This window comes from Paenibacillus sp. FSL H3-0310 (genome assembly GCF_038002785.1).
GTDB lineage: Bacteria > Bacillota > Bacilli > Paenibacillales > Paenibacillaceae > Paenibacillus_AQ > Paenibacillus_AQ odorifer.
Genome location: NZ_JBBODC010000002.1, coordinates 1365896 through 1392300 on the forward strand (window position 1 = coordinate 1365896; position 26405 = coordinate 1392300).

The following is a 26405-nucleotide window of genomic DNA, read 5'->3' on the forward strand; positions in this document are numbered from 1 at the left end:
GGAAGAACGTTGAGAGATAATTTCTATTAATGCTTATATTACTACAATAAATTAAAGATGTAAGCAAAATATTCAGACAAAACTTGAAATAATGTTATATTATATAACACAAATATGAAAAATTACCCATAAGGAGGGACTAGTGATGGAGCATTCATCTCCGTTAACAGCATTTACACCTGATATGTTCATGCGCAATTTCGCCGAGGCTGAGCCGCCTCTGACCCATAAAGGTGCCCTGGATGAGTCTAATCGCTGTCTATATTGCTACGATGCCCCATGTATAAAAGCATGTCCGACCAGCATTAATATTCCCTCCTTTATCAAACGGATCGCTACTGACAATTTGAAAGGCTCGGCACAGACGATTATGGATTCCAATCCTGTGGGTGCCAGTTGTGCTCGTGTTTGTCCTACAGATGAGCTGTGTGAAGGAGCCTGTGTGTTAAATGATGCCTCGGCGCCGATCCAAATCGGACTGCTGCAGCGTTATGCGACAGATTGGGCGATGAACAGCGGAGTTCAATTATTTAAGGCTGGCACCCCTAATGGGAAAAAGGTAGCCGTAATTGGTGGTGGTCCTGCGGGATTGTCTGCGGCTAGGGAGCTCGCCCGTGAAGGTTTTGCTGTTGTGATCTACGAAGCAAAGGCGTTAGCGGGAGGGCTGGATACACATGGGATTGTATCGTTTCGGCTCCCGCAGTCTGTATCTCTTTGGGAAGTAGAGCAGGTAGAGAAGCTGGGTGTGGAAATACGTACAGGTGTAAAAGTCGGAGTGGATGTTTCTGTAGATGAGCTGAAGTCGAATTATGATGCTATCGTTTTGGCAGCGGGTATGGGATATGTGCCTCCAATAGGGATTGAAGGTGAAAAAATGGCTGGAGTTTATGACGCTATTGCGCTTGTAGAATCTACTAAGACGGGCATTCCTCTGCTAGAGCTGATGGGTCAGCGGGTCGCTGTCATTGGGGCAGGGAATACGGCTATTGATGCAGCGACTTGCTCAGTGCGGCTGGGAGCCACCAATGTGAAAATGGTCTACCGCCGGACCCGCGAAGAGATGACGGCATATGACTTTGAATATGAATTCGCGAAGCAGGAAGGTGTGGAGTTCAGCTGGCTTACCTTACCGAAACGTATCGTGGGTGATGAGCTTGGGAATGTAACCGCACTGGAATGTGTGCAGATGAAGCTGACGGAGGAGCTGGGCAAAGATGGGCGTCCAATACCTATGCCGATCGAGGGTTCTGAGTTCTTGATTCCTGTTGATGCGGTTGTAATAGCTATTGGTCAAAAGCGTCGTCTGGATCTAATAGATTCCTTAGGTCTTATGCATGACCGTGGGGTTGTTAAGGTGGATGAGGTCACCTGCCAAACCTCCGATCCGCAGATTTATGCCGCTGGGGACATTATTTTTGGTTCAGGTAAGGGTGAGGCCATGGTTGTGTCAGCGGCACAGCAGGGAAAAGATGCAGCCCATGCGATTGTTAAACAATTCTCAGGCCAGCAGGAGGTCGTTGTTAGATCAGCGGGCTGAGCGTAGAAGTCAAATTGGATTTTACATGACAGGGAGGGAACATCATGGCAGATTTAAGTATTAATCTCGCAGGAATCAAATCACCGAATCCGTTCTGGCTGGCCTCCGCGCCGCCTACGAATACAGGTTATCAAGTGCAGCGGGCCTTTGAAGCAGGTTGGGGCGGTGCGGTGTGGAAGACGCTCGGCGATCCGATCATTAATACCTCATCGCGTTTTGCGGCAGTAAATTTCAATGGGCAACGGGTTGCGGGCTTTAACAATATTGAACTGATCACCGACCGTCCGCTTGAAGTTAATCTGAAGGAAATCTATGAAACGAAAAAAAGATTCCCGAATCATGCGATTATAGCCTCCCTGATGGTAGAACCAACGCAGCATAAATGGCATGAGATTGTTAAGCGGGTAGAGGATGTGGGTGTAGACGGCCTGGAACTTAATTTTGGTTGTCCGCACGGAATGGCTGAGCGTGGAATGGGCGCTGCTTCGGGGCAGCAGCCTGATCTGGTGCAGGCACAGACCACCTGGGTAAAAGAAGTTGCGACGACCCCGGTGATTGTGAAGCTGACGCCTAATATTACGGATATCACCGTCGTTGCCCGCCATGCGGTTAAGGGTGGAGCAGACGCAATTAGTATGATCAACACGATCAACAGTCTTGCTGGTGTAGATATTCATAGCTGGAACACAATTCCGAATGTTGGGGGTCAGGGTGCACATGGCGGTTACTGCGGGCCGGCTGTGAAACCAATTGCGCTTAGTATGGTGGCCGAGTGTGCCCGTGACCGGGGAGTAGGCATTCCTATCTCCGGTATTGGAGGGATTTCGACCTGGCAGGATGTTGTTGAATTCATGCTGATGGGTGCTACGGGCATTCAAGTATGTACAGCGGTCATGCATCATGGCTTCCGGATTGTAGAGGAAATGATCGATGGCCTGAACAACTATTTGGATGACAAAGGCTTGGCTTCTGTAACAGAGTTAATCGGTAAATCGGTATCCCGGTACTCCAACTGGGGTGATCTGGATCTCAACTATAAGGTTGTTGCCCGTATTAATGAGAACAACTGCATCAACTGTAATAAATGCCATATTGCCTGCGAAGATGCTTCACATCAGTGTATTGATATGTTAACTAATGCAGATGGGAAAGCTATTCTACAGGTCCGCGAGGAAGATTGTGTAGGTTGTAATCTTTGTTCTATTGTCTGTCCAGCAGACGGCGCGATCGATATGGTTCCAGTAGATACCGGGGCAGCTCCACTGACCTGGAATCAGCGGCAGAAAGTGATCGGCAGTTTGAATGGCACCTATTCGGAAGTGGAGGTGGTGTAAGGATGAAAAAGATTATTAAAAATGGCATCATCGTTACCGCAGCAGATACTTATACAGGCGATGTGGCGATTGAAAACGGGGTTATTACGGAGATTGGCCTTCATTTGGATGTCCCTGGTGCGGAAATTATAGATGCCTCGGGGTGTTATGTTTTTCCTGGAGGCATTGATCCTCATACCCATCTGGATATGCCTTTTGGCGGCACGGTTACAGCTGATAATTTTGAGACGGGAACTATTGCGGCTGCATATGGCGGAACGACCACAGTCATTGATTTTTGCTTAACCACCAAAGGACAACCGCTACAGCAAGCCGTAGATACATGGCATCATAAGTCGCAGGATAAAGCGGTGATTGATTACAGCTTCCACCTTATGGTCTCAGAATTAAACGATAAAGTACTGGGTGAGCTTCCGGAGATAATTGAGAATGAAGGCATTACCTCGCTCAAAGTATTTATGGCTTATAAGAATACTTTTCAGGCGGATGACGGCACACTTTTTAAGACCCTTCAAGCTGCGAAAAAAGAAGGTGCACTCGTTATGGTGCATGCGGAGAATGGAGATGTCATTGAATATCTTGTTGAGCAGGCCTTGGCCGCAGGCAACACTGATCCGATCTTTCATGCGCTGACCCGCCCGCCGGAGCTGGAGGGTGAAGCTACGGGACGCGCAGCTTATCTAACCGAACTGACAGATTCTCAGCTGTATGTTGTACACGTGACCTGTGCGGAAGCTGCTTGGAAGATTGCTGAAGCGCGTAAAAAGGGACTGCGCGTCTACGGCGAGACTTGTCCACAGTATTTAGTGCTGGATCAGACGGCACTGGAAAAGCCTAATTTCGAAGGTGCTAAATACGTGTGGTCTCCGCCCCTGCGTGAGCAGTGGAATCAGGATGTTTTGTGGGATGCGTTATGGAGCGGCAGCTTGCAGACGATTGGCTCTGACCAGTGCTCGTTTGATTTCAAAGGACAAAAGGATCTGGGGCTGGGCGATTTCTCCAAAATCCCGAACGGTGGGCCGACCATTGAGGACCGGTTTACAATTCTATATTCGGAAGGTGTGCAGAAAGGCCGGATCTCATTGAACAAATTCGTAGACATTATTGCTACCTCTAGCGCCAAGCTGTTTGGCTTGTATCCGCAAAAAGGCACGGTCGCAGTAGGTAGTGACGCTGACCTGGTCATTTTTGATCCTTCTGTAGAAAGAACCCTTTCTGCGGACACGCACCATATGAACGTAGATTATAATGCGTTTGAGGGCTTTGAAGTGAAGGGAGAGCCTGTTTCTGTTCTCAGTCGAGGCGAATTTGTTATTCGTGACAAACAATTTGTCGGCAAAGCAGGTTCGGGAAAATATTTGAAACGCAAACGTTTTGCAGCGGAGGCTCCTCTTCCTTCTAAGGCAGAAATCAGCGGAGGTGTAGTCTAATGTCTGCTTTTGCGGAATATGCCAAAGAACAGCAGGAGATTGATGGGCTGCTTTTTAAAGGATATACGATTGCCGGCATCCAAGAGGATTTGGACGGTGCCCGAATAAAGTTTGTCAGAGGGGAGCCGGCTAAAAGCTCGGTAGAGCTGTTACTGCTGACAGCGGATGCCCGTAAGTACGTGACAACCCTTGTGGTTGCGGGGCTGAGGGCGGAAGGTGAGCAGGCGGGTTGTTACAGTGGAGAGGTTTGAGGGAAATGGAATTGAAAGCTGAGTAGTGAGCCTGCGCAGGATAGGGGGCCTACTGCTCGGCTTTTTATTGTGTTCCTGAAAGGGTGCGTGGAGATAACTTCTCTGAAAATAGCCGATTATCATCGCGGCATACACTTTTTGGGGAAAACCTCCCTAAAAAGTGGCTGATTAGGGTCCCCGAATAGACGATTTAGGGAAAACCTCCCTAAAAATTACTGAAATACGCCGATTTTGCTCAAATTCGCTGAATATTAGGGAAGTTTTCCCTGATTTGCAGTTATAGGCACCTGAAAGACCAAAGATCAGGGAGGATTTCCCTAATCTATTTCTGTCGCTGCTGCTCACGCTCTATATACTCATACCGTAATATGGACATGATATGCAGAGATTCAAAATGTCCCTCAACCTTCATACAATCACGTAGAGTCCCTTCCAGTGTAAAGCCACAGCTTTCATAGACATGGCGAGCCCTGTGGTTGTGATCTCTAACATCCAACCATAGCCGATGCGTCTCGGTGTGCTGGAAGATCCAGTCGCTCACGAGACGAAGCGACAGTTTGCCATACCCAAAGCCCTTGGAATGGATGACGATTCGTTTAATACAAACGGTAAGATGAATATCTTGAAGTCCTGTTACGATGATATAGCCGACTCTTTTCCCGGACCTCTCCCAAATTGTAAGATGCAGGATATCTGGATCATGGATAGCCGTAATGTGCTCGTCTTTACTCCACTGTCCGATATAGGCACGATTAAGCTCACTTTGTTCAATGGCTAGAACGAACGCTAAATCCTGCTCAGTGGTAGTTTGCAGATCCAACGTTTCTGAATGAATGATCATAACCTTATGCCCCCGTCTAATATGTATTTTTGTCTATAGTAACGAAGAATTTTCTCCCTGTCATTTAATTAGTCCCGGTTGCTCACTCTATATTGGCGGCACTGTAGGAATAAACGTAACTTCGTGTATAATTGAGACCAAGTGTTAAGAATTCCAATCGGATGAGGAGATCAGCTGGTTATGTATTTTCTTGATATTATGTCTTGGCTGACAGAGGATAATCTGCGGCATCTGCTTGAACAATATCGTTCGTTTGGGCCCTTTCCGGGCATTGCGTTAACGTTTATGAAATCATTTATACCACCACTGCCAACTATTGCGATCGTAGGGTTAAATGGGGCCGTATATGGTTTATGGTTAGGTTTTTTGTATTCTTGGATCGGTCTGGTTGCAGGCTGTGTGACTACCTTTTGGATTATCCGCAAAGTAGCCTCCCATCGTTATTTACGAAAATGGGCAGCGCGGCCCAAAGTAGCCAAAAGCATGACGTGGGTGCGGCAAAGCGGATTTAGCTATGTTTTTCTGCTTAGTATATTTCCGGTAGGACCTTTTGTTGTGATTAATATGGCAGCGGGGCTTGCCGGGATGAGGTTCCGTTCGTATCTTCTTGCGCTCACGGTAGGCAAAGCGATTATGGTATTCGCAGTTTCATACATTGGCAACGATCTGGAACGTTTCATTCGCCAGCCGTGGGAGATTATCTATGTTCTGTTGTTTATCGGGCTGTCGTTATGGGGAGTCAAAGCCATCGAAGCGCGTTTTGCTAGAACAGCACAGGATGGGAACAAGATAGCTTAGCATAGAGTCAGAATTAACTTGAATCCCTAAATTTAAATAGAATAAAGGAGGAAATGATGATGAAATATCGTAAGCTTGGCAGTACAGGAATGAATGTCTCGGTGATTGGCCTAGGGACTTGGCAGTTTGGCGGAGAGTGGGGCAAGGATTTCACTCAGGTTGAAGTCGATGCCATGCTGGATAAGGCTGGAGAGCTGGGTATTAATCTGATTGATACGGCAGAATGTTACGGAGATCACTTGTCGGAGAAGTTCATCGGGGATTATCTGGCGCGCCGCAAACGCGAGGACTGGGTTGTAGCTACGAAATTTGGCCATCATTTTCAGGGGCATTTGCAGCGGGAACAGCTATGGCGTGCTGAGGATGTGCTTAAGCAGCTAGACGACTCCCTCCGCGCACTCCAAACAGAGTATATTGACCTCTATCAATTCCATTCCGGAACGGATGAGCAATTCGATAATGATAAGCTGTGGAGTATGCTCGACAGACAGAAGCAAGCCGGCAAAATCCGTCATTTGGGCGTGTCGATCAGTGCATCGGGCTCGGGGGTGCACCAGACCTCTGCGGCAGCGGATGTGCAAGCAGAGGCCATACAAGTAGTATATAATCGGCTGGATCGTCAACCTGAAGAAGAGATTCTTCCGCTGTGCATCGAGCATCAATTAGGTGTGTTAGCTCGCGTTCCGTTAGCCAGTGGTTATTTGAGCGGCAAGTATAAGCCAGATGCGGTTTTTGCTCAGGGTGATGTGCGAGCTAACCATAAAGAGGATGTAAGACAAAAGCAGCTGCGCGCAGTAGCAGAAATTGCTGCTACTGAAGTGCCGTCAGGTCTGGATATGGCGCAGTGGGCTTTGGCTTGGTGTCTCCAGCATTCCGCAGTAACCAGTGTAATTCCGGGCTGCAAAAATGTAGAACAGGTCATCTCCAATGCCAGTGCTGCCGATTTGGACATGGTGAAGGGCAACGTGTGATAAGTTAGATTGTTACATGGTGAAGAGTTCTTGGAGCTTCATCTCGGGTGAATGCTGCGCGTAGATATGATTCCAGCTGTTCGTGGAAGTATCGTAAAGGTAGTCCTGCTTCCATTGCTGGACATGGGTCGCAATACTCCTTACAGCGGATACAATTCTCTCTACTTCCTGATTAGTCATAATGGGATGTAGGGAGATGCGAATCCACCCTGGTCTGAAGGATTGGTCGCCGCTCATGATCGCTCCGGCAATCTGAGCGGATTGCGTCCACCCTAATCCAAGAAGGTAATGTCCGTATGGACCTGCACAAGAGCAGCCGCCTCGAGCTTGTATGCCGAAACGGTCATTCAACAGCTGAACAGCGAGGTTGTAATGGATATCACGAAGTGTAAAAGAGACGATTCCATGACGTTCTGTATGATCTCCGGCCAGCAGCGCGCACTCCGGGATGCTGCGGAGTCCTGCCATTAATTCCTGACACAGCTCGTGTTCTCTAATCACCATATATTGACCGTTTCCATTCATCTGCTCCTTCAGCTTCACGCAAAGTGCCGTGCGAAAAGCCTGTAAAAACCCCGGTGTTCCCCCGTCTTCCCGCATCTCAATCGCATTAGTGTAGCGGCGTCCTCCCCAAGGGTTGACCCAGGCTACTGTACCTCCACCCGGTTCGTCAGGAATACGTCCATTGCTCAGCGCTTCATCAAAGATTAGAACGCCATTTGTGCCCGGCCCACCCAGAAATTTATGCGGAGAAAAAAAGATCGCATCAAGCTTCTCCAGTGGGGAAGGTGGGTGCATATTGATAGGCTCGTAGGGAGCACTGGCGGCAAAATCCACAAAGCATACGCCCCCATGACGATGCATAGTAGCCGCTAGCTTTGCGTAAGGCGTCTGAATTCCAGTCACATTAGAACAAGCTGTAAATGAACCAATCTTGAAACGGCGATTGGGGTACAGTCGCAGCTGGTCTTCAAGCTGTTGAGGGTCAATATTTCCGTCCTTTCCGGCGGGAATGGTAACGACGTCACCAAGTCCCTCCTGCCAAGGAAGAATATTGGAATGATGCTCCATATGGCTGGTGAAGATAACGGGGCGGTCTTCCAGTGCACGGTTATTATGTTCCAGTAGCCATTCCGGGAGCCTTAATCCCATGATACGCTGCAGCTTGTTCACGGCTCCTGTTGTTCCATTGCCGCAGAAGAGCAGTACATCCTGAGGGCCAGCATTTACATGGTTCTTAATGATTTGGCGAGCTTCATTATAAGCCTGCGTCATGATTAGTCCGGTGGTGTTGGAATCTGTATGTGGATTGCTGACGTAGGGACCGAAGGCTTCCTGCAACTTGCGTTCGATCGGTTCATATAAGCGCCCGCTTGCGGTCCAATCGGCATACAGAAGCGGCTGTCTGCCATAAGGGGTGTTGATTTGATGCCGAATGCCGATGGTGTGACCACGAAAAGTATTAAAATGGTCTTGTAATGAAGCGGGCGTCTCTGCAGAAGAGGCGTGGATGATGTTTAGCACGGATATTCCCTCCAGCCCGTACGCCGTCAGTGTTAAGTTAATGGGGTGTATTTTCGGCGTGCCAGTAGTTTCTATGGCAACAGTATATGCCTGCATGGGGGATTGGGTTAAAGCCTAGTCAGACTTTAAATAAATAACTGTACATCACTTTCTAAAGCGTCCTTTAAATATGCCGCAGCATCAATGATTTCGACCTCTGGCAGCAGTTCCTCGGGCTTAAAGCCCATGATCTCCACAGAGAGCTTGCAGGCATAGAATTTGATGTTTTTTTTACGAGCCCCTTTTAGAAAATGAATCAGCTTCGGTGCGCCTTGTTCCTCCATCATTTCCTCCAGCATCATTCGTCCCAGCCCGCTAAAGTTCAGATGAGAGAGCGGCAGCTGCCCAGGGCCCTTCGGTGTAATAACATCCATCAGCTTCTCGTAGATACTCTTGTCCTCAAGAGTCATTTTCTCCGGATCACGCACCAAAAATAGACCCCAGAATGAAAAAAACATAGTAACCTCGACATCGATATCTCTTGCGGCATTTGCTAGGATCAGTCCAGCCATCGCTTTGTCGTATTCCCCACTGAACATTAGCAGATTGATTTTTTTGCTCACCCTGATAATCCTCCCGTTACTTTTATTAGAATGTCATTAGTATGGTTGTGATGGGGAGAACTATGCGAAGAAGCTTTCTGAAATTATAAAAAAAAGCCCCCTTTCGGGAGCTTGAGATTTACTAATGTGCTTCAGGATCTTTAGATTCTGGACCTGCATTGCGACTGATGTCGTAATAACGGGCGGACAGCCAAATAGCTCCGGTAAATAACACAATGAGTCCAAGGACGATAGAAAAGCGCCAATCGCCTGCTTTGAAATTCAACTGAAGCACCGTTAGTACTAGTGAAACTTGGGTCCAAACCAGTGTTCTTTTGCGAAAAGCCGCAATATCACCAACCATCTTCGGGATATTCCGAATGATCAGGTAGGCAATAACTGCGAGAATAAGGGCGAAAATAGCAGTTACCGCTAATTCAGAAGAGGACAGGACATGCATAGTCTCAGCATCCTTTCGGCTTGCAAAAGTATTAGTTTCAGATCAGAACAATTTCTATTTTTTGAAGATGCCCAGCGGAGCTCCAATCGGTAAGAAGCTGCGGCCGAAATGAGCGTTTAGCACGGATGCTCCACATCCGTAAAGGGACACGATACCAATACCAAGCTCAGCACAAGCAGCTAGCTTATGGAAGAATTCTGGAGCGATCCCAAAGGAATCAAAGGTTAGTCCGATAAAGAGAAAATCTATCAATACAAAAATGATAAGCAGAACTCTATTTGCCTCAACGGCACCAATCGTCATAAAGAGTGTGAAGATCAAGTAACCCAGAAATACAAATCCGAGCTGCTTAGGATCTACAGCCTCCGCAAGCGTTGGACCAAATACGCCAAGCTTGATTAGCCAGCTGCTAGCCATGCCGAACCAAAAGAAAGCGTAGGCGCCAAAGGCGGTCATACCAAAGGTATTGTTGTGCTTAGCATCCTGAATGGCGGCGAATAGCTGCGCGAATGCTCCCAGGAAGATAGCCCAAGGAATAACGTAGCTAAGTCCTGTTGTAAATTCAAGCTTCTGTGAAGAAGCGACCAATGTGACAATAGCCAGTCCGAATAGCCCGATGGCGCTAGGGTCGGCAGTGACGATTTTGACAGATTGGGTGTTAGGGGATTGCGCTGACATGACAGTAAAAGCCTCCATTATTATATATAGTTTTACGCTCTTAAAAACAGCCCGTAAGGGGCGCTGTTCATAGGCTTGCCTATCATATCATATCGGTATGTGCTTGCCTATAAAACAACACTCATTTTTTGTCGTAAAATAGGGGTCCTGCGTGAAATAAGGAATTGTTTACATTTTTATCTTCCATTATCAAGATACTTAACCAAACAAACGGAAGTATTATGTCAAGAATAGACATTATATGCAGTGATAATCTTCACAATCTATTGAAAATTGATGTATAATAGTCAGTGATAATTATTATCAAATCATATGAAAAAGGCGGTAAGCTTGAAGTGAACAAATGGACATTATTTACCAAGGCGACCCGGTTTTGGAGTTTTTCTGTTATGCTCATCCCGATTGTTTTGGGGACCGTTGGGGCATATGTATGGGAAGGGACATTCCATCCGGTTTTATTTATTCTTACCTTAATAGGGGCGATTTCGGCGCATTTGTTCTCCAATATGGTGAATGATCTGTGGGACTTCCGCAACGGAACCGATACAGAAGCAAAGAATTCCGCTGGTGAAATCAGCACAAACTCCGGGCTACTGACAGGTGGAATCCTCTCGGAGTCTTTTTATGCAAGGATGACCTGGAGTATGCTGGCGATTGCCCTTATCTGTGGTGGGATTCTTAGTATATATAGCGGTTGGAACATCCTCTGGTTTGTACTTGTTGGTGCTTTAATCGCTTATTTCTATGTGGCTCCGCCACTGCGTTATGGCTATCGCGGCAAAGGTTATAGTGAGATGGCCATTTTTATTGCTTTTGGGATTATGCCTGTATTAGGCTCCTATTTCGTACAAACCGGTCAGTTTAGCATGAAGCCTGTAATTCTCTCGCTGCCTGTCGGATTTTTAACTACATTATTGTTGTTTAATCACCATTTCCTACATTGGAAAGCGGATGAGCAGGCGGGTAAGCTTACGCTTGTTGTAGTATGGGGAGAACAAAAGGCACTTGTATTCTCACGTGTACTTCTTTTTACTGGTTACGCTTCGGTGATAGTCTGTGTGCTGTTGGGTGTACTTCCTGTTTACGCACTGCTGGCGCTGGTTACAGCTTTCTGGCCGCTGCGCATTTACAGTAGTCTCAAGCAACATAATGCTTCGCCGGCTTATATCCCGCTGATGGGTGCTTCACAAAAAGCCTCCGTACGCTGCGGAGTAGTAATGGCAATAACTTTATTAATTCAAGGCTTGATCTGATACTAATAGATGGACTACAGAAGGAGTGAGCTTTCATGGAAAAGAAGGACAAGGAATTGACGGCAGAAGAACAACAAGTTAAAGGCAATCGCATGGTTCTTGGGGATTTCCACTCTATTTTAGAAGAAGGAAAGGTCTGGAAGACGGGTGGATTTACACTGCCTGACGGATCTTTTTGGGCTTACCGTGAGCCGGAGGCTGTAGTTATCGTTCGTAATGATACCTTGTATGTACGTGCGAAGTTATCTCGTGAGAACCATCAAGTGCAAATTCTGGACAATGCCAAGCACATGTATTATTCAGCCAAGCCAGTGGAGATTCCGGAAGCTGGAGAGATTAGCATTGAGCTGCAAATTCGTTGCCGTACACAAGGAACTGCACCTGGAGATCTGTATGATGGATATGTATCGCTGAACCTGCTGGATTTCACGACAGGCGCTGCGCTTGATTTCTTCGCGGGAAATGACAAATACGCTAGTGTATATGGTATATTGCCATTCCCGGGTGTACAAGTGCCAGAAAGCACTGGAACGAAATATTTCTGCATCTTTAAAGAAGATACGGATTTCAAACCACGGGAATTCAATACGTACCGTATTACCTATCACCGCGGCAATGATGAGGCTGTATTCTATTTGAACGGCAAGGAAGTACGCCGCGAGAAAAATATACCGCTTAAATTCAATAACTTCACTGTAGCGCTCGGAATTATGACAGAGAAGGATCTGAGTCCTGAAGGCAGTGTGTCTGTACATGGACAAACAGTTATTGCAGAATGGTCCCCGGTGACGGTTACAACAACTGAACAGTAATACCTTGCAGGCTCATTTGACAGATAAGGGTGTATGGTGTGAATATTAAAAGCTTTCTAAGATTTGTGGAGCTGCCGACGAAGGTAGCCAGTATTATTCCGTTTCTAATGGGAACGTTGTATGCCCTGTACCGGTTTGAGGATTTTTACGTATTGCGTTTTGGATTGATGTTCGTGTCTTTGCTTAGCTTCGATATGGCGACGACGGCGATTAACAACTATTACGATTTCAAAAAAGCCTCCAAAACCCACGGCTACGGCTACGAAACGCATAATCCGATTGTTCATTTTAAGCTAAAAGAGCGCACCGTCGTGGCGACGATTGTTATTTTGCTGGCGCTGGCAGCAGGGGGCGGGATTGCGCTTGTCACTCAGACGGGTTTGCTGGTCTTTTTGCTGGGTGGACTGTCGTTCTTGATCGGTATACTTTATTCGTTCGGGCCGATTCCCATCTCGCGTATGCCGTTAGGTGAGCTGTTTTCGGGTTTGTTTATGGGCTTTGTTATTATTTTTATCTCTGCCTATATCCATACGGATGAGCATGTGGTTTCACTGCTGCTTCAGAACGGCTGGGTCAGCTTGAATATCAACATCGTGGAAGTGCTGTACCTTTTCTGGTTTTCCGTGCCCGCTATTTTGGGGATCGCAGGGATTATGCTCGCTAATAATATTTGTGATATTGATGAGGATGTGGAGAATCGCAGGTACACGCTTCCGGTGTACATTGGCCGCCGCAATGCGCTTGTGCTTTTTAAATATCTCTACTATGTCTCTTATCTGGATCTTGTAGTGCTGCTGATCTTAGGGATTAATCCTATTCTGGTTCTGTTGATTCTACTTACGCTGATCCCGCTTCGCCGAAATATTGCCTTGTTCACAGAGAAACAGGAGAAGGCGAGTACCTTTATTCTTGCCGTCAAAAACTTCGTATTGATGAACCTTGCGCGTATAGTTGTGCTGGGTGCGGCTGTGCTGTTGAATGCACTAATATAAACATTCATATTTTATAAAAAAGCAGTGTCTATCGGGGTTGGAGCTCCTTTTGGCACTGTTTTTTTGCAATTTGCAGGCTTCTTTCTGTTAGAGAAACGTTTCATTCTATGATAAGGTGGCTTTAAGTATAGTAAGTAATCTATAAGGAAGAAGGTTAGCAACGATGGTGCAAAAACTTCGCTGGGGAATCATGGGCTGCGCGCAGATTGCGACAGGTTCAGTGATGCCGGCTATAATGGATTCGGAGACGGGAATGATTACAGCGGTAGCCAGTCGCGGTTTAGAAAAAAGCAGCGCTGTAGCCGCAGAGTTCGGAATAGATAAAGCTTACGGCAGCTATGATGAATTACTGGCGGATAAGGATATTGATGCAGTGTATATTCCACTGCCAAATCACCTCCATCGGGAATGGGTAATCCGTGCGGCGGAAGCTGGCAAACATATCTTATGTGAGAAACCGATCGCGCTGAACAGTGAAGAAGCGGCTGAGATGGTAAAAGCTTGTAATGATGCTGGAGTCCATTTGGCAGAAGCTTATATGTATCGGCATCATCCTCGGATTGCGGAATTGCAAGAGATTATAGCTAGCGGTGAAATTGGCGAATTACGCTCCATTCGAGGCACTTTTACTTATAATGACGCTACAGACACCTCTAATATTCGCTTTAAATCCGCTTGGGGCGGCGGCTCGCTTTATGATATCGGCTGTTATCCGCTTAGTGCAGCACGACTGCTGTTCGGAGCTGAGCCGGAAGCCGTGACAGTACAGGCAATGTTCTCTCCGAAGCATGACAATGTAGATATGATGGCTTCAGGGCTGGTAGAGTTTCCGAAGGGGCTAAGCCTGATTTTTGATTGCGGGATGTGGGCATATAACCGCCAGCTGTTAGAGATTCTGGGGACCGATGGAATGATTGAAGTGCCTATGCCTTTTAATGCTAGAGATGAGGATGCTGAATTTTTTGTGCATACGGGAGAAGGGGTAAGACGGGTTGATGCCACCGGGGCGAATCCCTATACACGGGAGGTCGATGATTTTGCCGCCGCAGTATTTACAGGAAAAAAATTATTTGCACCTGAGGATGCAGTGCTGGGCATGCAATTGATCGAGACTTGTCTAGCTTCTGCTAAAAAGCGGGAAAGAATTAGTATGCTCTAAGAAGATGAATCCAATAGGAATCTATGCAAAAAAACCTCCGGGCGCTCTGCTTTACGCAGCTTCCGGAGGTTTTTACAGTTTCAGCTTTTACACGGTGCTCAAGAGAATATCATCGTCATCATTGCTATTAAACGCTTCGCGGTCAAATTCACCTTCGGAATTAGCTACTAACAGAGCTGTTACAGCTGTTCCAGTTGCGTTTACTGCGGTACGGCCCATATCGATGAGCGCTTCAACACCTGCAACGATAGCGATTCCTTCAAGCGGAAGGCCGAGAGCAGTTAAGACTACCGTGGTCGATATTACGGCAGGTCCAGGTACGCCAGCTACACCAATGGAAGAAATAATACTTACTAATACCAGTGTAATATAGTCGGTCCAGTTCAGATCAATACCGAATACTTGGGCGGTAAATACAGCCACAATAGCTGGCCAAATCCCACCGCACGCATTAAAGTTCACAGATGCCCCTAACGGTGCGATAAAGCTCGCGATCCGCGGGGAGACATGAAGCCGCTTCGTAATCACTTCTAGATTGACCGGTAGGGTTGCGTAGCTGCTTCTGGTTGTGAAGGCAACGGTAATGGTTGGATACACTTTGCGGAAGAAACGAATTGGATTCACCTTCGCTACTAATAGAACCAATCCGCCAAAGATAAGTACAAAATGTATAATCATTGCTACGTACGAGGTTATAATTACGCTGCCTAGCTCCTGCAACGTCTCCCAGCCATAACGTGCGGTGATTCCGGCAATCAGTGCGAATACGCCATAAGGCGTCAGGCGAATAATGAATTTCACAACCTGATGCAGTATCAGTGTCAGGGATTCAATAAGATCACGTACAGGCTTGACGGCTTCCGGTTTCTTGGAGCCAATCTTGATTATAGCCACTGCTAGGAAGATCGCGAAAATGAGTAGAGGCACAACCTTACCCGTAGCTGCTTCATTAACAGGGTTAGATGGAACAAGATCGAGGATAACCTGGGAGAAGGTCGGGATTTCACGGGCTGCAAAATCTGCGGGTACATCTTGTTGTATACCTTGGCCGGGATTGAACAGCAGCGCAACGGATAGGCCGATAATAGAAGCGATGCCCGTTGTTCCGAGGAACCAGGCGAAGGTTTTGATCCCGATTTTGCGTAGATACTCCAGATTGGTTAAGGAAGAAATGCTGTTTAATACGAGTACGAATACTAAAGGAATGACGAGCATGCGGATCAAGCTGATATAAATGCTGCCGAATGTGCTAATAGCTTTGGTCTCTAAATCGAAGTACTGAAAGAATATACCGGCAATAAGTCCGATGCCAAGTCCGATGAGTACCCGGGTACCAAATCCAATTCGTTTACGTGCCAGTAGAAACAAAATTGCAAACACAAATATGGAGGCGACAAATCCATACCAGTTCGTTTCGATGGCGGATAATAAGTTGTTATCTATGTTCACTACCAATACCCCCTTAAACCTAGTTTTTTAATGTGATTAATCCTATTGAGATCAATCTATATAGAATTTATAGTAAAGTCAATGTAATTATATGTTAAAAATAATTAATTCCGATAAAAACCATGTGAAAAATAAAAATTGATTGACAAGGCACTATGGCATGAATAATATGGAACTTAATCACAAGCCAATTGGAATCGACTGGACAGCCGGAGATTCAACGAAAGACGCGTAAATTGCGTCCCGTTGAGTCTCTTTTTTTTACTTTAGAGAAGGGAGAGTTACGGATTTAAGGTACAAGAATGTAGTGAAGGGGTTTCTTATTTTATTTGAAAAGGATGGTACACATATGAAAAAGCTTTCGATCTCTTTGGTTGCCGCCGCTATCGTCTTCTCCGCATTGACGTATGCCGCGGTATCCGCTAACAAAAAAACAGCAGAGGCAGCACCCATTCAAGAGAGTAGTAATACAGCAGTAACCGCAGCAGCTTTACCAGTAGCTACTTCTGCGGCAGCAGTTGTTGTTCAGGCAGAAGCTACTGCAGCTCCTGTAACAGAAGCTGTCCAGCCGGAAGCTTCGGCTCCAGCAGCTGAGACAGTCACGGCAAAAGCGACTACGGCCCCAGCCGCAGCTGTTGATTCTGCGGCGAAGGTTGTGGCTTCAGCAGCTCCAGAAGCGGGTGCAGCTCAGCCTAAAGCAGCTGTATCCCCGGCTACGGACACCGCTAAGACGGCAACAGCTGCAACAACGGTATCTGCATCTGTTAAACCGCAAACCAGCGCAGCAACGCCTGCGCCAACTGCTGCGCCTACGACTGCTCCAAAAGCAAACGTAACCGCTAAAGCCGTTCAGCCGACTGCCGCTCCTGTTGTATCTGAACAGCCTAAGGAAACTGCAGCTCCCGTAGCAAAAGCAACGGAGACACCTTCCAAAAAGGCTATAACCTTCTCTACCACAGAGGTAGTTAAGGCAACCCCGGCTCCGGTAGTTGAGTCTTCTCAACCGAAAACATCGTTTTCTGCACCTGCATCTACAGTCAGCGCGCCAGCAGCTGCTCCAGTGGAAACGGTTCAGGCACCCGCACCGGCACCAGCCGCTGAGGAAGAGGTTTGTCCTTGATGAGCAGCAGGCTCATTCAGGATTCCTTTCAGCCCATTCATCCCATAAACCTATTTAAGGCGAGGTGCACATAATGATACGACCATTAACCTTCAAAAAAATTGTAACGCTGTTGCTGGCAGCCTCCCTGCTAATCCTGCCTACTCAGGCAGGGAGAGCTTATGCTAATCCGGATACCGCAGAAGCGATAACCTCTTCCCAAGGCGGCGTTAACCAGTTTGACTATTTCAGTCATGTCTATGACCGTCTAAATGATGCTAACCATGTATTTAAAACAGCGACGTATGAAGATATCGTTCATCTTTTTGAGAGTGAAGGCACATACGCTGTTCTGGTTGGCGGCGCTTGGAGTGAGAATACACAGGCCGATATCGGCTTTATCAACGAGGCAGCCAAGGAATATGGCATCTCAACGATTTATAACTTTGATACTAAGCTGGACGGGGACACCCTTCAGATTGCAGACAGCAATAATAAATTTGCCTATAAATATGTTGATCTGGTCAACAAGTATTTGAAGAATTTAAATCTGTCTTCCAAAGATGATCCAGAACGCAATGTCAGCTATACCAATACAAACGGGGAAGTTGTGACTGCTAACAAGCTCGAGTCTCCATTCTTATTGGTATACAACAAGGATCACAAGGATGCACAGGGAAATAGTGCTCCTGTCGTATCCTATCTGGATAAGAGCTATTCGTGGAATGAGTTCCTGACGAACGGAACACTTGATGCGGCGAAGGTTAATGCGTATAAAACATCAGTAAGTGAGGTGCTGGGTGCCGCTTCCCGATATGACACTATCGACGAGTCGGCTTATATCAAGGCTGCATTTAATAAGAACTATGAAGGGGAAAATGAGGGCAAACCTACGATCTTCAACGAAGCGGATGGCACGCTTGTTTATGAACATGTGACCTATCATCAGCTGAAGCAAATTTTAGCGAGTGAGGGAAACTATGCGATTTTGTTAGGCGGCTCGTGGTGCCCTAACACGCAAGCGGTGATTAAATATATCAACGAATATGCCAAAAAACATAATATCCATAAGATCTACTTCTTCGACACTAAGCTGGATGCTGGTGTGACCGTTGCTGAGCCTAATAACAACAGCGGCACTAAGGGCAGTGCGAATCCGCATAATAATAATGAGCTTCAGATTAGAACCACCAATCATCCGTATGCGCAGCTTTATGTTGATCTGGTTCGTACTTATCTGACCAATATCAAGACCGAAAACAATACAGCTGCTAAACCAACTGTAATTAGTTATGTAGACGGACTTGGAAACACTGTGAGCGGAGACAGACTTCAGGTTCCGTATCTGTTCACTTATAACAAGGACAACAAGGATGCAGGAGGCAAAAACACACCGATTCTAGGGCATGTTGAACTTATGTACAGCTGGACGAATATCCAACCGGATTACGTGCAGGCTAATTACCCAATCGGAGCCAGATACAATAACACTACAACAGCGCTGGATAAAATATTCTCCAGACTCGAAGCTGTGCCGGCAGGACTTACGGGTGTAGCACCAACTGCGGCCGACAATAAGGATGGGCAAATTGTAGGCACCAGTTCAGCATTGGAATTTAAGCTTGCTGGAGACGAGGCTTACACCCCAGTTTCGGGATCAGCCATCACAGGGCTTGCACCTGGTGTTTACAAGGTAAGATATGCCGCAACATCGGGCTATCAAGGGCCAACTTCCGCAGCTGGACCCACAATCATTCCTTATAATGCTGGCGAAGACGTAAGTGTGGAAGTTCCTGCTTACACCCATCAACAAGCAGCTCCGATAGGACTGGTGGGCGTAGCCCCTACTTCTGAAGCTAATGATGATGGGCAAATTACGGGTTCAGCGGAAGGACAGGAGTATAAAGGCGTTGGAGAAGCTGATTATAAGCCTGTAACAGGTGCGGCTATCACTGGTCTTACTCCGGGCTTCTATAATGTGCGATATGCGGCAAAAGAGGGATACAGCGTTGGTAAAGACGCTACAGTTGAAGTCCCGGCATATGGTGAGCAAGCGGCACCTACAGGATTAGTAGGTGTAGCACCAACCAGTGCAGCTAATGACGACGGTAAAATTATAGGAACTACGAAAGCGCTGGAATATAAGCTGTCTACCGTTACCGATTATGTCTACGCATCAGATGTAGAGATCGTTGGACTTGTGCCGGGTATCTATCAGGTAAGATACGCAGCTAAAGAGGGATTTAACGCTGGTAGAGCAGCAGATGTAATCGTTCCAGCATTCACTGCGGAACAAGCAGCTCCAACTGGGTTACAGGGAGTTGCTCCTACCTCAGCAGCGAACAACGATGGAAGAATTACGGGAACCACGACAGCCTTAGAATATAAGCTGTCGAGTGTAACTAATTATGTGTATGCACCAGATAAAGAAATCACAGGATTAATACCGGGCGCGTATCAAGTGAGATACGCAGCCAAAGAAGGTTATAAGGCAAGTCCAGCGACTGACATTGTGGTTCCGGCCTATGTGCCTATTTCAGATCCTGGAACAGGTGGAACAGGTGGATCGGGTGGCAATTCTACACCGAGCACGACTACACCAACACCATCAGCAAGCCCGCAACTGGTTGCTACGGCAACAGCAGGGAATACCGTGAACCTGTCAGCAACAGCGGCAACTAAAACGGATAAAACCACAGGAGTTACTACTGCTACGATCACAAAAGAAACGGCTGCTGAATTTGTGAGTCTCGCTAAGAAGGCAGAAGCTGATGGGAAGAAAGCTGTTCTTGAAATTAAAGTTGCAGCTACTTCGGATACTCAAACAGCTGATCTTATACTTCCAAGAAGCATAATTAATGAGTTAGCCGCCGGAACGAAGGCGGAGATTACCATTGATTATGAGAATGTGGGTACGATTACGTTTGATGCCAAATCATTGGCGAGCATTAGTGCAGCTTCAGATGCCGGAGACATAATTGTTAGAATCGCGAAGGTGTCATTAACGGCAGAAGGCAAGGCTGTTCTCGGAGACAGACCGGTTTATGACTTGTCGGTTATAGCGGGTGAAAGTACGATTTCCACCTTCGGTGGGGGGAGTGTTCGTATCAGCGTACCGTATGTGCTGCAAGCGGGAGAAAGGTCAGATGCGGTTATCGTGTATCACATTAACAGCACTGGAAGTTTGGACAATGTACGTGGAAATTACAATGCCGCCAAGGGAACTGTAGATTTCGTAACCACACATTTCTCCCAATATATTATTGGATATAATCAGGTGAGCTTTGCAGATGTTCCAGAGGCATCATGGTATAGCTATGCAGTAGGTTTCTTAGCAGCACGCAGTATCACATCTGGTACGGATGCTGAACATTACAGTCCGAATGCTGCAATCACTAGAGGGCAGTTCATCGTCTTGTTGCTCAAGGCTTATGACATCACACCGGATGCCATTGCTGCTGATAATTTTGCAGATGCAGGCAATACGTATTATACGAATTATCTTGCTACAGCTAAACGTCTTGGGGTAGCAACGGGTTCGGGAGATAATCAATTCCAGCCAGATATTCAGATCACTAGGCAGGAGCTATTTACACTCTTGTACCGCTCGCTTGTAGCGCTAGGTGAACTGCCATCTGAGAAGACAGCGGCCACGCTTGCCGGCTTTAGTGATGCTGGACAGATCGCTGGTTATGCACAAGAAGCCCTTCAAGCGCTGGTAGAGAGAGGCATAGTGACCGGAGCGAACGGTAAACTCAATCCAAAAGAAGTCACTACAAGAGCAGAAGCAGCACTGGTTATTTACAATTTGCTATCCAAATAATCAGCCACTAAGACATAGCGGACGTCACGTAAGTAGCGTTCAACTATGAATGCGGCGACTCGGTTTGGCTAAGACAGCAGAGCAGCGATTCCTCTTTTATTGGAGTATCGCTGCTCTGTTTTTTTGTTTGTTAGCAGGCTGGCTGGTTGCCCTTGCCCTGTCCGCTTGCCCTCATGCCCGCTTGATTCAGCAGTTCATTCATTATCGGCGCGGTTTTCGGACCCAGATGACGTTATTTTCCGCTTTCCAGCCTTTGGGGCATAGTTTCGGACTCCAGCGACGCTATCACTTAGAAAAAGGTGCGTTTATGGTGGTTTTCATGCTGATAGCGACTATGGGGTCCTTTAGCACTCTAAATGTGGGAAAAAGCCGCGTATAAGGTCAGCTGTGTCCGATAGCGTGTTCGCTCTCTTACTTATAAATGCTACCCGACCAAACGTACGCTGATCTTAGTCTGGTTTGCTCAAATAGAGGGGGTGCCAACAGCCATTTCGTGGCATCGGTGGTGCTGCCTTTCGCTATAAATCTCTAGTGGGTGGCCTAATGGCCACTCTTTTTTAACTAGACATAAGATTAGCAGACTAAATCATGGAAGAGGATTCTACTAAATGATACAATTATTGTAATTACATAAAGTAGTAATATTTCACATTATTGATTAGTTACTAGAAAGGGGACTGAGATATGGGTTTAGCTGACGATCCGGTCATAGCGATTTCAGGTTTATGGATGAACTATACAGACCGAATGGTGCTAAAGGGAATTGATCTTAAGGTATATAGAGGACAAATTATTGGTTATATCGGCCCTAACGGGGCAGGCAAGAGTACAACGGTGAAGATTATGCTCGGTCTGGTAGAAGGATATAACGGTAAAGTGGAGATTTTCGGTAAGGATATTGCCGATGGAGATGTTTCTTACAAGAAACGTATAGGTTATGTGCCGGAGGTAGCCGAATTATATGATAGCCTCACTGCAAGAGAGTATCTAACCTTTGTTGGCGAGCTGTATGGGCTAGGTCGTGCGGAGGCGGACTACAAGGCCAAAAAATTAACTACACTGTTAGGTTTGGAGAAGTCTTACGATATGCGGATTTCTTCGTTCTCAAAAGGGATGAAGCAAAAGGTGCTGCTTATCTCCAGCATGCTGCATGACCCTGATATTTTATTCCTGGATGAACCGCTGAGTGGTTTGGATGCTAATAGCGTGATGATAGTGAAGGAGATTTTTGCATCGCTGGCAGCAAGGGGGAAGACCATTTTTTACTCCTCACATATCATGGATGTGGTTGAGAAAATCAGCAGCCGGATCATTTTGATTGATGGCGGGGATATTGTGGCGGACGGAAGTTTTGCAGAGCTGAAGGAGAAAGGCCGCGAAGGGACGCTTGAAGATATTTTCAATCAATTAACCGGATTTGATAAATACCGTGATATCGCTGGTGAATTTGTTGCGGTCATGCAAGAGCAAGAGGTATCCTCTTATGACTGATTTCTTCGTGCTAAGGCTGTTGGATAAGCTGCGGGGTGCATTTATAAGATTTGGAGTCGATTATGACACCATACGGAGTATTCTGCAGATCAAACTGACCATGGACGGAAGAAGAACGCCTACAGCGCTTGCAGGTATGCAGAAAAAGGAGAACGTTAAAGAAGGTTCGCCTTTGCGATTACAGTGGATTTATTTACTGTTTGGTTTAATATTAATCCCGCTAACGCTATCCAACGACCACTATATGCTGCAAATGAGCTTAACCTTTGGGATCATTATGTTTTTTGTCTCCACAACCCTGATCTCTGACTTTTCTTCAGTAATGCTTGATTTACGTGATAAAAATATTCTTTTTTCCAAACCCGTCAACCGTACCACCTTAAATATGGCCAAAACCATCCACGTTCTCCTCTACTTAGGGACAGTTACATTGTCGATCACTGGTCCATCTTTGGTATTTAGCCTATTTAAGCAGGGGATCGCTTTTTTTCTGATGTATGCGGTGACAATTGTCTTGTTAGACTGTTTTATCCTCGTAATAACTGCACTGCTCTACCTGATGATCATGCGGTTTTTTGATGGGGAGAAGCTCAAGGATATTATAAATTATACGCAAATCCTTCTGACGATCGGAATAATGGTGGGCTATCAATTCATCTCCCGGTTGTTCAACCTCACTGAGCTTGGCGCTGCTTATCATCCTGCTTGGTGGCAGTACTTTATTTTTCCGGTTTGGTTCGCGGCTCCGTTTGAACTGTTGCTTGGTGGAGCGAGAGAACCCTATTACTTCATTCTTTCAATGCTGGCTTTGATAACCCCACTTGTACTGATCGCAGCCTATATTAAGCTGATGCCACAGTTTGAGCGGAATTTGCAAAAGCTGGCGGAGCAAGGCTCCGGTGGAAAAGACAAGGGCCAGATCGCAGAGTGGCTCTCGCGCAGAGTATGCAAGGAACCGGCAGAGGGGATTTTCTTTCGGTTTACTTGGTCCATGATGAAGAATGAGCGCGATTTTAAGCTGAAGGTCTATCCTGCACTTGGCTTTTCTATCGCATTCCCGTTTATTTTTATATTTGGTATATTGCAGAATAGTTATGATGGTTCCCTTAAAGGTTCAAAAGTGTACTTGTTAATCTATTTCTGCACGATGTTAATGCAGACTGTAATACAGATGCTACGATACTCTACAAGTTATAAAGGAGCTTGGATTTACAGGCTGATTCCTTTACCCGATAGCACGCCTATTTACCGTGGGATGCTTAAGGCGGCGCTGCTACGGCTAGTCTTGCCTTTATTTGCTGTAGATGCGGTATTGTTCATTCTGTTGTTCGGTGTGCACATTGTACCTGATTTAGTAGTGGTATTATTCGCCATGCTGATTTTCTCAGTCATCTGCTTTCGTGTTTATCCGCGGAGCTTACCTTTTTCAGAGCGTTATGAGGCAGCCAAACAAAAGGATTACACTGGAGTCGCCTTCATGCTTATGTTTTTGCTGATGGGGATGGCGGGTATTCATTATGTCTTCACTTTATTTACCGGAGGAATTTACATCTATCTGTTAGTTCTGGTAGTTTTGAATCAATGGTTATGGCGAAAGACCTTCCCCAAAACCCCATCAACCACAGGTCACATATCCAACTTTTCGGGGTGAGTGAATGCGTCAAATATGGACATTTTTTGCCGACATAAAAAAAGGGTATAAATTCCAGTATTTTCTTAGACAATCGGCTGAATACAAGGTAGAATACATCTAAAGTTGCTTTTCAGGGATAACCTATAATCTTTACGCACTCTTCCATTTATCTGATATTCGTGTACTGATTTTTTACTTGAGAAATACGCTGCAGCGATTACGGTATTCAAAACCGGTGAAGAGGTTAACTAATGGATAAAATGGGAATCCACTATAACGTTTGGATTGTTTTACTATCATTTGCGCTAGCGGCGACTGCAGCTTATTCCGCGCTGAATCTGATCTCGCAAGTCCCTCGTTCGTTTGGGAAAGTTCGTCGCTTATGGTTAATATCGGGGGCATGTGTACTCGGCAGTGGCATATGGTCGATACATTATGTAGGGATTATGGCGAGCCGTTTTCCTTTTAGCGTGAATTATTATCCAGGCAGGGCTGTATTATCGTTATTGGTTGGTGTGTTGTGCTGCTATTCGGCATTCCGGATTACGTTTGTGCCACGTTTAAGAAAAAGTTGTTTAATAGTTAGTGGTGTTCTTCTAGGCAGCGGAATTTCGGCTATGCATTATATCGGAATGTCCTCCATGAAGATCGCAGCGGAGATTCATTATGAGATATGGACTCAGACATGTGCTGTAATCCTCGTTATGCTCTCGTCTTTTATCGGATTATTTCTATTTCACAAGTTTAAAGACTATGTGGGTTTTAACCGCTGGAAGTTATACTCTGCTCTCTTTATCGGATTTTCGGTGACTGGATTGCATTATACGAGTGTAAGGGCGACTCATTTTGAATATAACGGTCTACTAGGCAATACAACTTTTTTTATGGAGACTGATGTTATTCTTTTAATGGGAGTGTCCTTGGTAACGCTATTTATGCTTGCGATTTCTGGTGGTGCTGTATTTCTGGACCGGCATGTGCTGGAACGGATGGCTTATTATGATCCACTAACTGATCTTCCGAACAGGCATGGCCTGGTACGTTATTTTAAAGATGAATTTTTCGGGAGTAGATCTGGCGCCGTATTTTTTGTGGATCTGGATCGGTTTAAGTCGATTAATGATACGCTTGGACATGATATAGGGGACTTGTTACTGCGAGAGGTCGCTATAAGATTAAGACGCTCTGTAGGAAGTAAAGGCAAGGTCTTTCGTTTGGGCGGAGATGAATTCCTGATCGCTCTTCCAGATTGTACTGTGGAGGATGCGCAAGAGGAAGCAGAGCACATTTTATATGAGCTTAAGAAATATTACAGTATTCAAGGTAATGAGCTATATGTTACTGCAAGCGTGGGGATCAGTATGACCCCTATGCATGGAACTGACCGCTCAGCGTTAATGAAGGCAGCCGATACAGCTCTTTATACCTCTAAGGATTCGGGTAAGAATAAATTCAGTGTGTTCGATCAGGAGATGAACCGCCATCAGCTGCGACGGATGTCGCTGGAGAAGGATCTTCGTAAAGCGCTGGCACGCTCCGAGTTTATGGTTGTGTACCAGCCAAAATGGGATTCGTATATGAACGTTACCGTGGGTCTTGAAGCACTGCTGCGTTGGCGGCACCCTGAACATGGGATAATCTCCCCGGCTGAATTCATTCCCATTGCAGAGGAAACGGGACTGATTGTCCCGATTACCTATTGGATGCTGCATGATGTATGCAGCCAGAACATGCTTTGGCATAAGGAAGAGATAGCAAATGTCGCAGTCTCTATTAATATGTCAGCACGGATGTTTGAGGGCGGGGGCTTATACGATGTTGTAGAAGAAGCACTCACACGTTCAGGTCTAGAGCCGCATTTCCTTGAACTGGAGATTACAGAGTCCATTGCGATGAATAACATGGAAGAGACGGTTGCGCAGCTCTCCAGACTTCGGGCACTTGGGGTAAGGGTATCACTGGATGACTTTGGGACAGGCTTTTCATCCCTTGGTAATTTAGATGAGATTCCAGTTAACACACTCAAGATTGATCAAGTGTTTATTCGTAAGAGCAAGATGCATTCCAAGAAAGCCATTATCAGTAATATCATTGCGATTGCCACCAATCTTAATATGGAGGTCGTGGCGGAAGGTGTGGAGACACCAGAGCAGATTGAGCTGCTGCAATCCTTAGGCTGCAGAGTGATGCAGGGTTATTATTATGGGCGGCCAATGCCGGTGCATGAGCTGGGCCAGTGGTTTATAGCGAATACAGCAGTATCGTAGCAGATGATCTCAATACATAGAA

22 protein-coding genes are annotated in these 26405 nt (G+C 46.2%); 16 read left to right on the plus strand and 6 right to left on the minus strand.

Annotation, left to right across the window (positions count from 1 at the left end):
- Positions 1 to 145: 145 nt before the first annotated feature.
- The 4 genes from MHH63_RS25520 to MHH63_RS25535 are packed head-to-tail and all read left to right on the plus strand — an operon-like array spanning position 146 to position 4552.
- A complete protein-coding gene (locus tag MHH63_RS25520) occupies positions 146 to 1537 on the plus strand; it encodes an NAD(P)-dependent oxidoreductase (protein WP_076179221.1) in 1392 nt (463 codons plus the stop codon).
- A gap of 44 nt (positions 1538 to 1581) precedes the next feature.
- Complete coding sequence (gene preA / locus MHH63_RS25525) at positions 1582 to 2871, plus strand: NAD-dependent dihydropyrimidine dehydrogenase subunit PreA (RefSeq protein ID WP_076099706.1); 1290 nt, start codon at positions 1582 to 1584, stop codon at positions 2869 to 2871.
- 2 nt (positions 2872 to 2873) lie between these two features.
- Positions 2874 to 4301 (plus strand): dihydropyrimidinase, encoded by a 1428-nt coding sequence (hydA, locus tag MHH63_RS25530; protein ID WP_248548949.1) that lies wholly within the window; start codon positions 2874 to 2876, stop codon positions 4299 to 4301.
- Positions 4301 to 4552: a hypothetical protein gene (locus MHH63_RS25535; protein WP_051491218.1), complete on the plus strand. Its 252-nt coding sequence runs from the start codon at positions 4301 to 4303 to the stop codon at positions 4550 to 4552. The genes hydA and MHH63_RS25535 overlap by 1 nt, the downstream gene beginning before the upstream one ends.
- Before the next feature lie 322 nt (positions 4553 to 4874).
- Here the strand turns inward: MHH63_RS25535 and MHH63_RS25540 are convergent, their stop codons facing one another.
- Positions 4875 to 5393, minus strand: coding sequence for a GNAT family N-acetyltransferase (locus tag MHH63_RS25540; RefSeq protein WP_248548950.1), 519 nt, complete (start codon positions 5391 to 5393; stop codon positions 4875 to 4877).
- Between the two features lie 180 nt (positions 5394 to 5573).
- Between MHH63_RS25540 and MHH63_RS25545 the strand changes: the two genes are divergently transcribed.
- Positions 5574 to 6191, plus strand: coding sequence for a TVP38/TMEM64 family protein (locus tag MHH63_RS25545; RefSeq protein WP_036682051.1), 618 nt, complete (start codon positions 5574 to 5576; stop codon positions 6189 to 6191).
- Positions 6192 to 6250: 59 nt separating this feature from the next.
- A complete protein-coding gene (locus MHH63_RS25550; RefSeq protein WP_076301471.1) occupies positions 6251 to 7162 on the plus strand; it encodes an aldo/keto reductase in 912 nt (303 codons plus the stop codon).
- Between the two features lie 12 nt (positions 7163 to 7174).
- Here the strand turns inward: MHH63_RS25550 and MHH63_RS25555 are convergent, their stop codons facing one another.
- The 4 genes from MHH63_RS25555 to MHH63_RS25570 all read right to left on the minus strand — a co-directional run bounded on the left by MHH63_RS25555 (position 7175) and on the right by MHH63_RS25570 (position 10405).
- Positions 7175 to 8686: an aminotransferase class V-fold PLP-dependent enzyme gene (locus tag MHH63_RS25555; RefSeq protein ID WP_340394720.1), complete on the minus strand. Its 1512-nt coding sequence runs from the start codon at positions 8684 to 8686 to the stop codon at positions 7175 to 7177.
- Positions 8687 to 8811: 125 nt separating this feature from the next.
- A complete protein-coding gene (locus tag MHH63_RS25560; RefSeq protein ID WP_036682046.1) occupies positions 8812 to 9288 on the minus strand; it encodes a DsrE/DsrF/DrsH-like family protein in 477 nt (158 codons plus the stop codon).
- A 121-nt stretch (positions 9289 to 9409) separates the two neighbouring features.
- Positions 9410 to 9727 carry a hypothetical protein gene (locus MHH63_RS25565; protein ID WP_076278292.1) on the minus strand — a complete coding sequence of 106 codons (318 nt, stop codon included), beginning with the start codon at positions 9725 to 9727 and terminating at the stop codon, positions 9410 to 9412.
- A 54-nt stretch (positions 9728 to 9781) separates the two neighbouring features.
- Positions 9782 to 10405 (minus strand): acetate uptake transporter, encoded by a 624-nt coding sequence (locus tag MHH63_RS25570; protein WP_036682044.1) that lies wholly within the window; start codon positions 10403 to 10405, stop codon positions 9782 to 9784.
- Positions 10406 to 10740: 335 nt separating this feature from the next.
- On the opposite strand from MHH63_RS25570, the gene MHH63_RS25575 reads away from it, so the two are divergent.
- From MHH63_RS25575 to MHH63_RS25590, 4 genes are all read left to right on the plus strand, one after another.
- Entirely contained in the window at positions 10741 to 11658 is a 918-nt protein-coding gene (locus MHH63_RS25575) for a prenyltransferase (protein ID WP_036682043.1), read from the plus strand.
- 35 nt (positions 11659 to 11693) lie between these two features.
- Positions 11694 to 12470: a DUF6081 family protein gene (locus MHH63_RS25580; protein ID WP_076303570.1), complete on the plus strand. Its 777-nt coding sequence runs from the start codon at positions 11694 to 11696 to the stop codon at positions 12468 to 12470.
- A gap of 38 nt (positions 12471 to 12508) precedes the next feature.
- The gene (gene menA, locus MHH63_RS25585; protein ID WP_076219134.1) at positions 12509 to 13462 is read left to right on the plus strand and encodes a 1,4-dihydroxy-2-naphthoate polyprenyltransferase; all 954 of its coding nucleotides are present in this window, start codon (positions 12509 to 12511) and stop codon (positions 13460 to 13462) included.
- Between the two features lie 163 nt (positions 13463 to 13625).
- The gene (locus MHH63_RS25590) at positions 13626 to 14621 is read left to right on the plus strand and encodes a Gfo/Idh/MocA family protein (RefSeq protein WP_076303572.1); all 996 of its coding nucleotides are present in this window, start codon (positions 13626 to 13628) and stop codon (positions 14619 to 14621) included.
- 87 nt (positions 14622 to 14708) lie between these two features.
- Here the strand turns inward: MHH63_RS25590 and MHH63_RS25595 are convergent, their stop codons facing one another.
- On the minus strand, positions 14709 to 16064 hold the full coding sequence (locus MHH63_RS25595) for a dicarboxylate/amino acid:cation symporter (protein WP_076179275.1): 1356 nt from the start codon (positions 16062 to 16064) through the stop codon (positions 14709 to 14711).
- A gap of 355 nt (positions 16065 to 16419) precedes the next feature.
- Between MHH63_RS25595 and MHH63_RS25600 the strand changes: the two genes are divergently transcribed.
- From MHH63_RS25600 to MHH63_RS25625, 6 genes are all read left to right on the plus strand, one after another.
- Positions 16420 to 17190, plus strand: coding sequence for a hypothetical protein (locus tag MHH63_RS25600; RefSeq protein ID WP_248548952.1), 771 nt, complete (start codon positions 16420 to 16422; stop codon positions 17188 to 17190).
- Between the two features lie 73 nt (positions 17191 to 17263).
- Positions 17264 to 20992 (plus strand): S-layer homology domain-containing protein, encoded by a 3729-nt coding sequence (locus MHH63_RS25605; protein ID WP_341172223.1) that lies wholly within the window; start codon positions 17264 to 17266, stop codon positions 20990 to 20992.
- Between the two features lie 64 nt (positions 20993 to 21056).
- Positions 21057 to 21371 carry a hypothetical protein gene (locus MHH63_RS25610; protein ID WP_179089365.1) on the plus strand — a complete coding sequence of 105 codons (315 nt, stop codon included), beginning with the start codon at positions 21057 to 21059 and terminating at the stop codon, positions 21369 to 21371.
- Between the two features lie 305 nt (positions 21372 to 21676).
- On the plus strand, positions 21677 to 22483 hold the full coding sequence (locus tag MHH63_RS25615; RefSeq protein ID WP_036682032.1) for an ABC transporter ATP-binding protein: 807 nt from the start codon (positions 21677 to 21679) through the stop codon (positions 22481 to 22483).
- Positions 22476 to 24134 (plus strand): hypothetical protein, encoded by a 1659-nt coding sequence (locus tag MHH63_RS25620; protein WP_248548954.1) that lies wholly within the window; start codon positions 22476 to 22478, stop codon positions 24132 to 24134. The genes MHH63_RS25615 and MHH63_RS25620 overlap by 8 nt, the downstream gene beginning before the upstream one ends.
- A gap of 233 nt (positions 24135 to 24367) precedes the next feature.
- A complete protein-coding gene (locus MHH63_RS25625) occupies positions 24368 to 26383 on the plus strand; it encodes a bifunctional diguanylate cyclase/phosphodiesterase (protein WP_038573706.1) in 2016 nt (671 codons plus the stop codon).
- Positions 26384 to 26405: the final 22 nt, after the last annotated feature.

Bases quoted from the DNA above. Each gene is read 5' to 3' on its own strand.
- MHH63_RS25520 (WP_076179221.1), top strand. From the start codon at position 146: ATGGAGCATTCATCTCCGTTAACAGCATTTACACCTGATATGTTCATG.
- preA (WP_076099706.1), top strand. From the start codon at position 1,582: ATGGCAGATTTAAGTATTAATCTCGCAGGAATCAAATCACCGAATCCG.
- hydA (WP_248548949.1), top strand. From the start codon at position 2,874: ATGAAAAAGATTATTAAAAATGGCATCATCGTTACCGCAGCAGATACT.
- MHH63_RS25535 (WP_051491218.1), top strand. From the start codon at position 4,301: ATGTCTGCTTTTGCGGAATATGCCAAAGAACAGCAGGAGATTGATGGG.
- MHH63_RS25540 (WP_248548950.1), bottom strand. From the start codon at position 5,393: ATGATCATTCATTCAGAAACGTTGGATCTGCAAACTACCACTGAGCAG.
- MHH63_RS25545 (WP_036682051.1), top strand. From the start codon at position 5,574: ATGTATTTTCTTGATATTATGTCTTGGCTGACAGAGGATAATCTGCGG.
- MHH63_RS25550 (WP_076301471.1), top strand. From the start codon at position 6,251: ATGAAATATCGTAAGCTTGGCAGTACAGGAATGAATGTCTCGGTGATT.
- MHH63_RS25565 (WP_076278292.1), bottom strand. From the start codon at position 9,727: ATGCATGTCCTGTCCTCTTCTGAATTAGCGGTAACTGCTATTTTCGCC.
- MHH63_RS25570 (WP_036682044.1), bottom strand. From the start codon at position 10,405: ATGTCAGCGCAATCCCCTAACACCCAATCTGTCAAAATCGTCACTGCC.
- MHH63_RS25580 (WP_076303570.1), top strand. From the start codon at position 11,694: ATGGAAAAGAAGGACAAGGAATTGACGGCAGAAGAACAACAAGTTAAA.
- MHH63_RS25590 (WP_076303572.1), top strand. From the start codon at position 13,626: ATGGTGCAAAAACTTCGCTGGGGAATCATGGGCTGCGCGCAGATTGCG.
- MHH63_RS25600 (WP_248548952.1), top strand. From the start codon at position 16,420: ATGAAAAAGCTTTCGATCTCTTTGGTTGCCGCCGCTATCGTCTTCTCC.
- MHH63_RS25605 (WP_341172223.1), top strand. From the start codon at position 17,264: ATGATACGACCATTAACCTTCAAAAAAATTGTAACGCTGTTGCTGGCA.
- MHH63_RS25615 (WP_036682032.1), top strand. From the start codon at position 21,677: ATGGGTTTAGCTGACGATCCGGTCATAGCGATTTCAGGTTTATGGATG.
- MHH63_RS25620 (WP_248548954.1), top strand. From the start codon at position 22,476: ATGACTGATTTCTTCGTGCTAAGGCTGTTGGATAAGCTGCGGGGTGCA.
- MHH63_RS25625 (WP_038573706.1), top strand. From the start codon at position 24,368: ATGGATAAAATGGGAATCCACTATAACGTTTGGATTGTTTTACTATCA.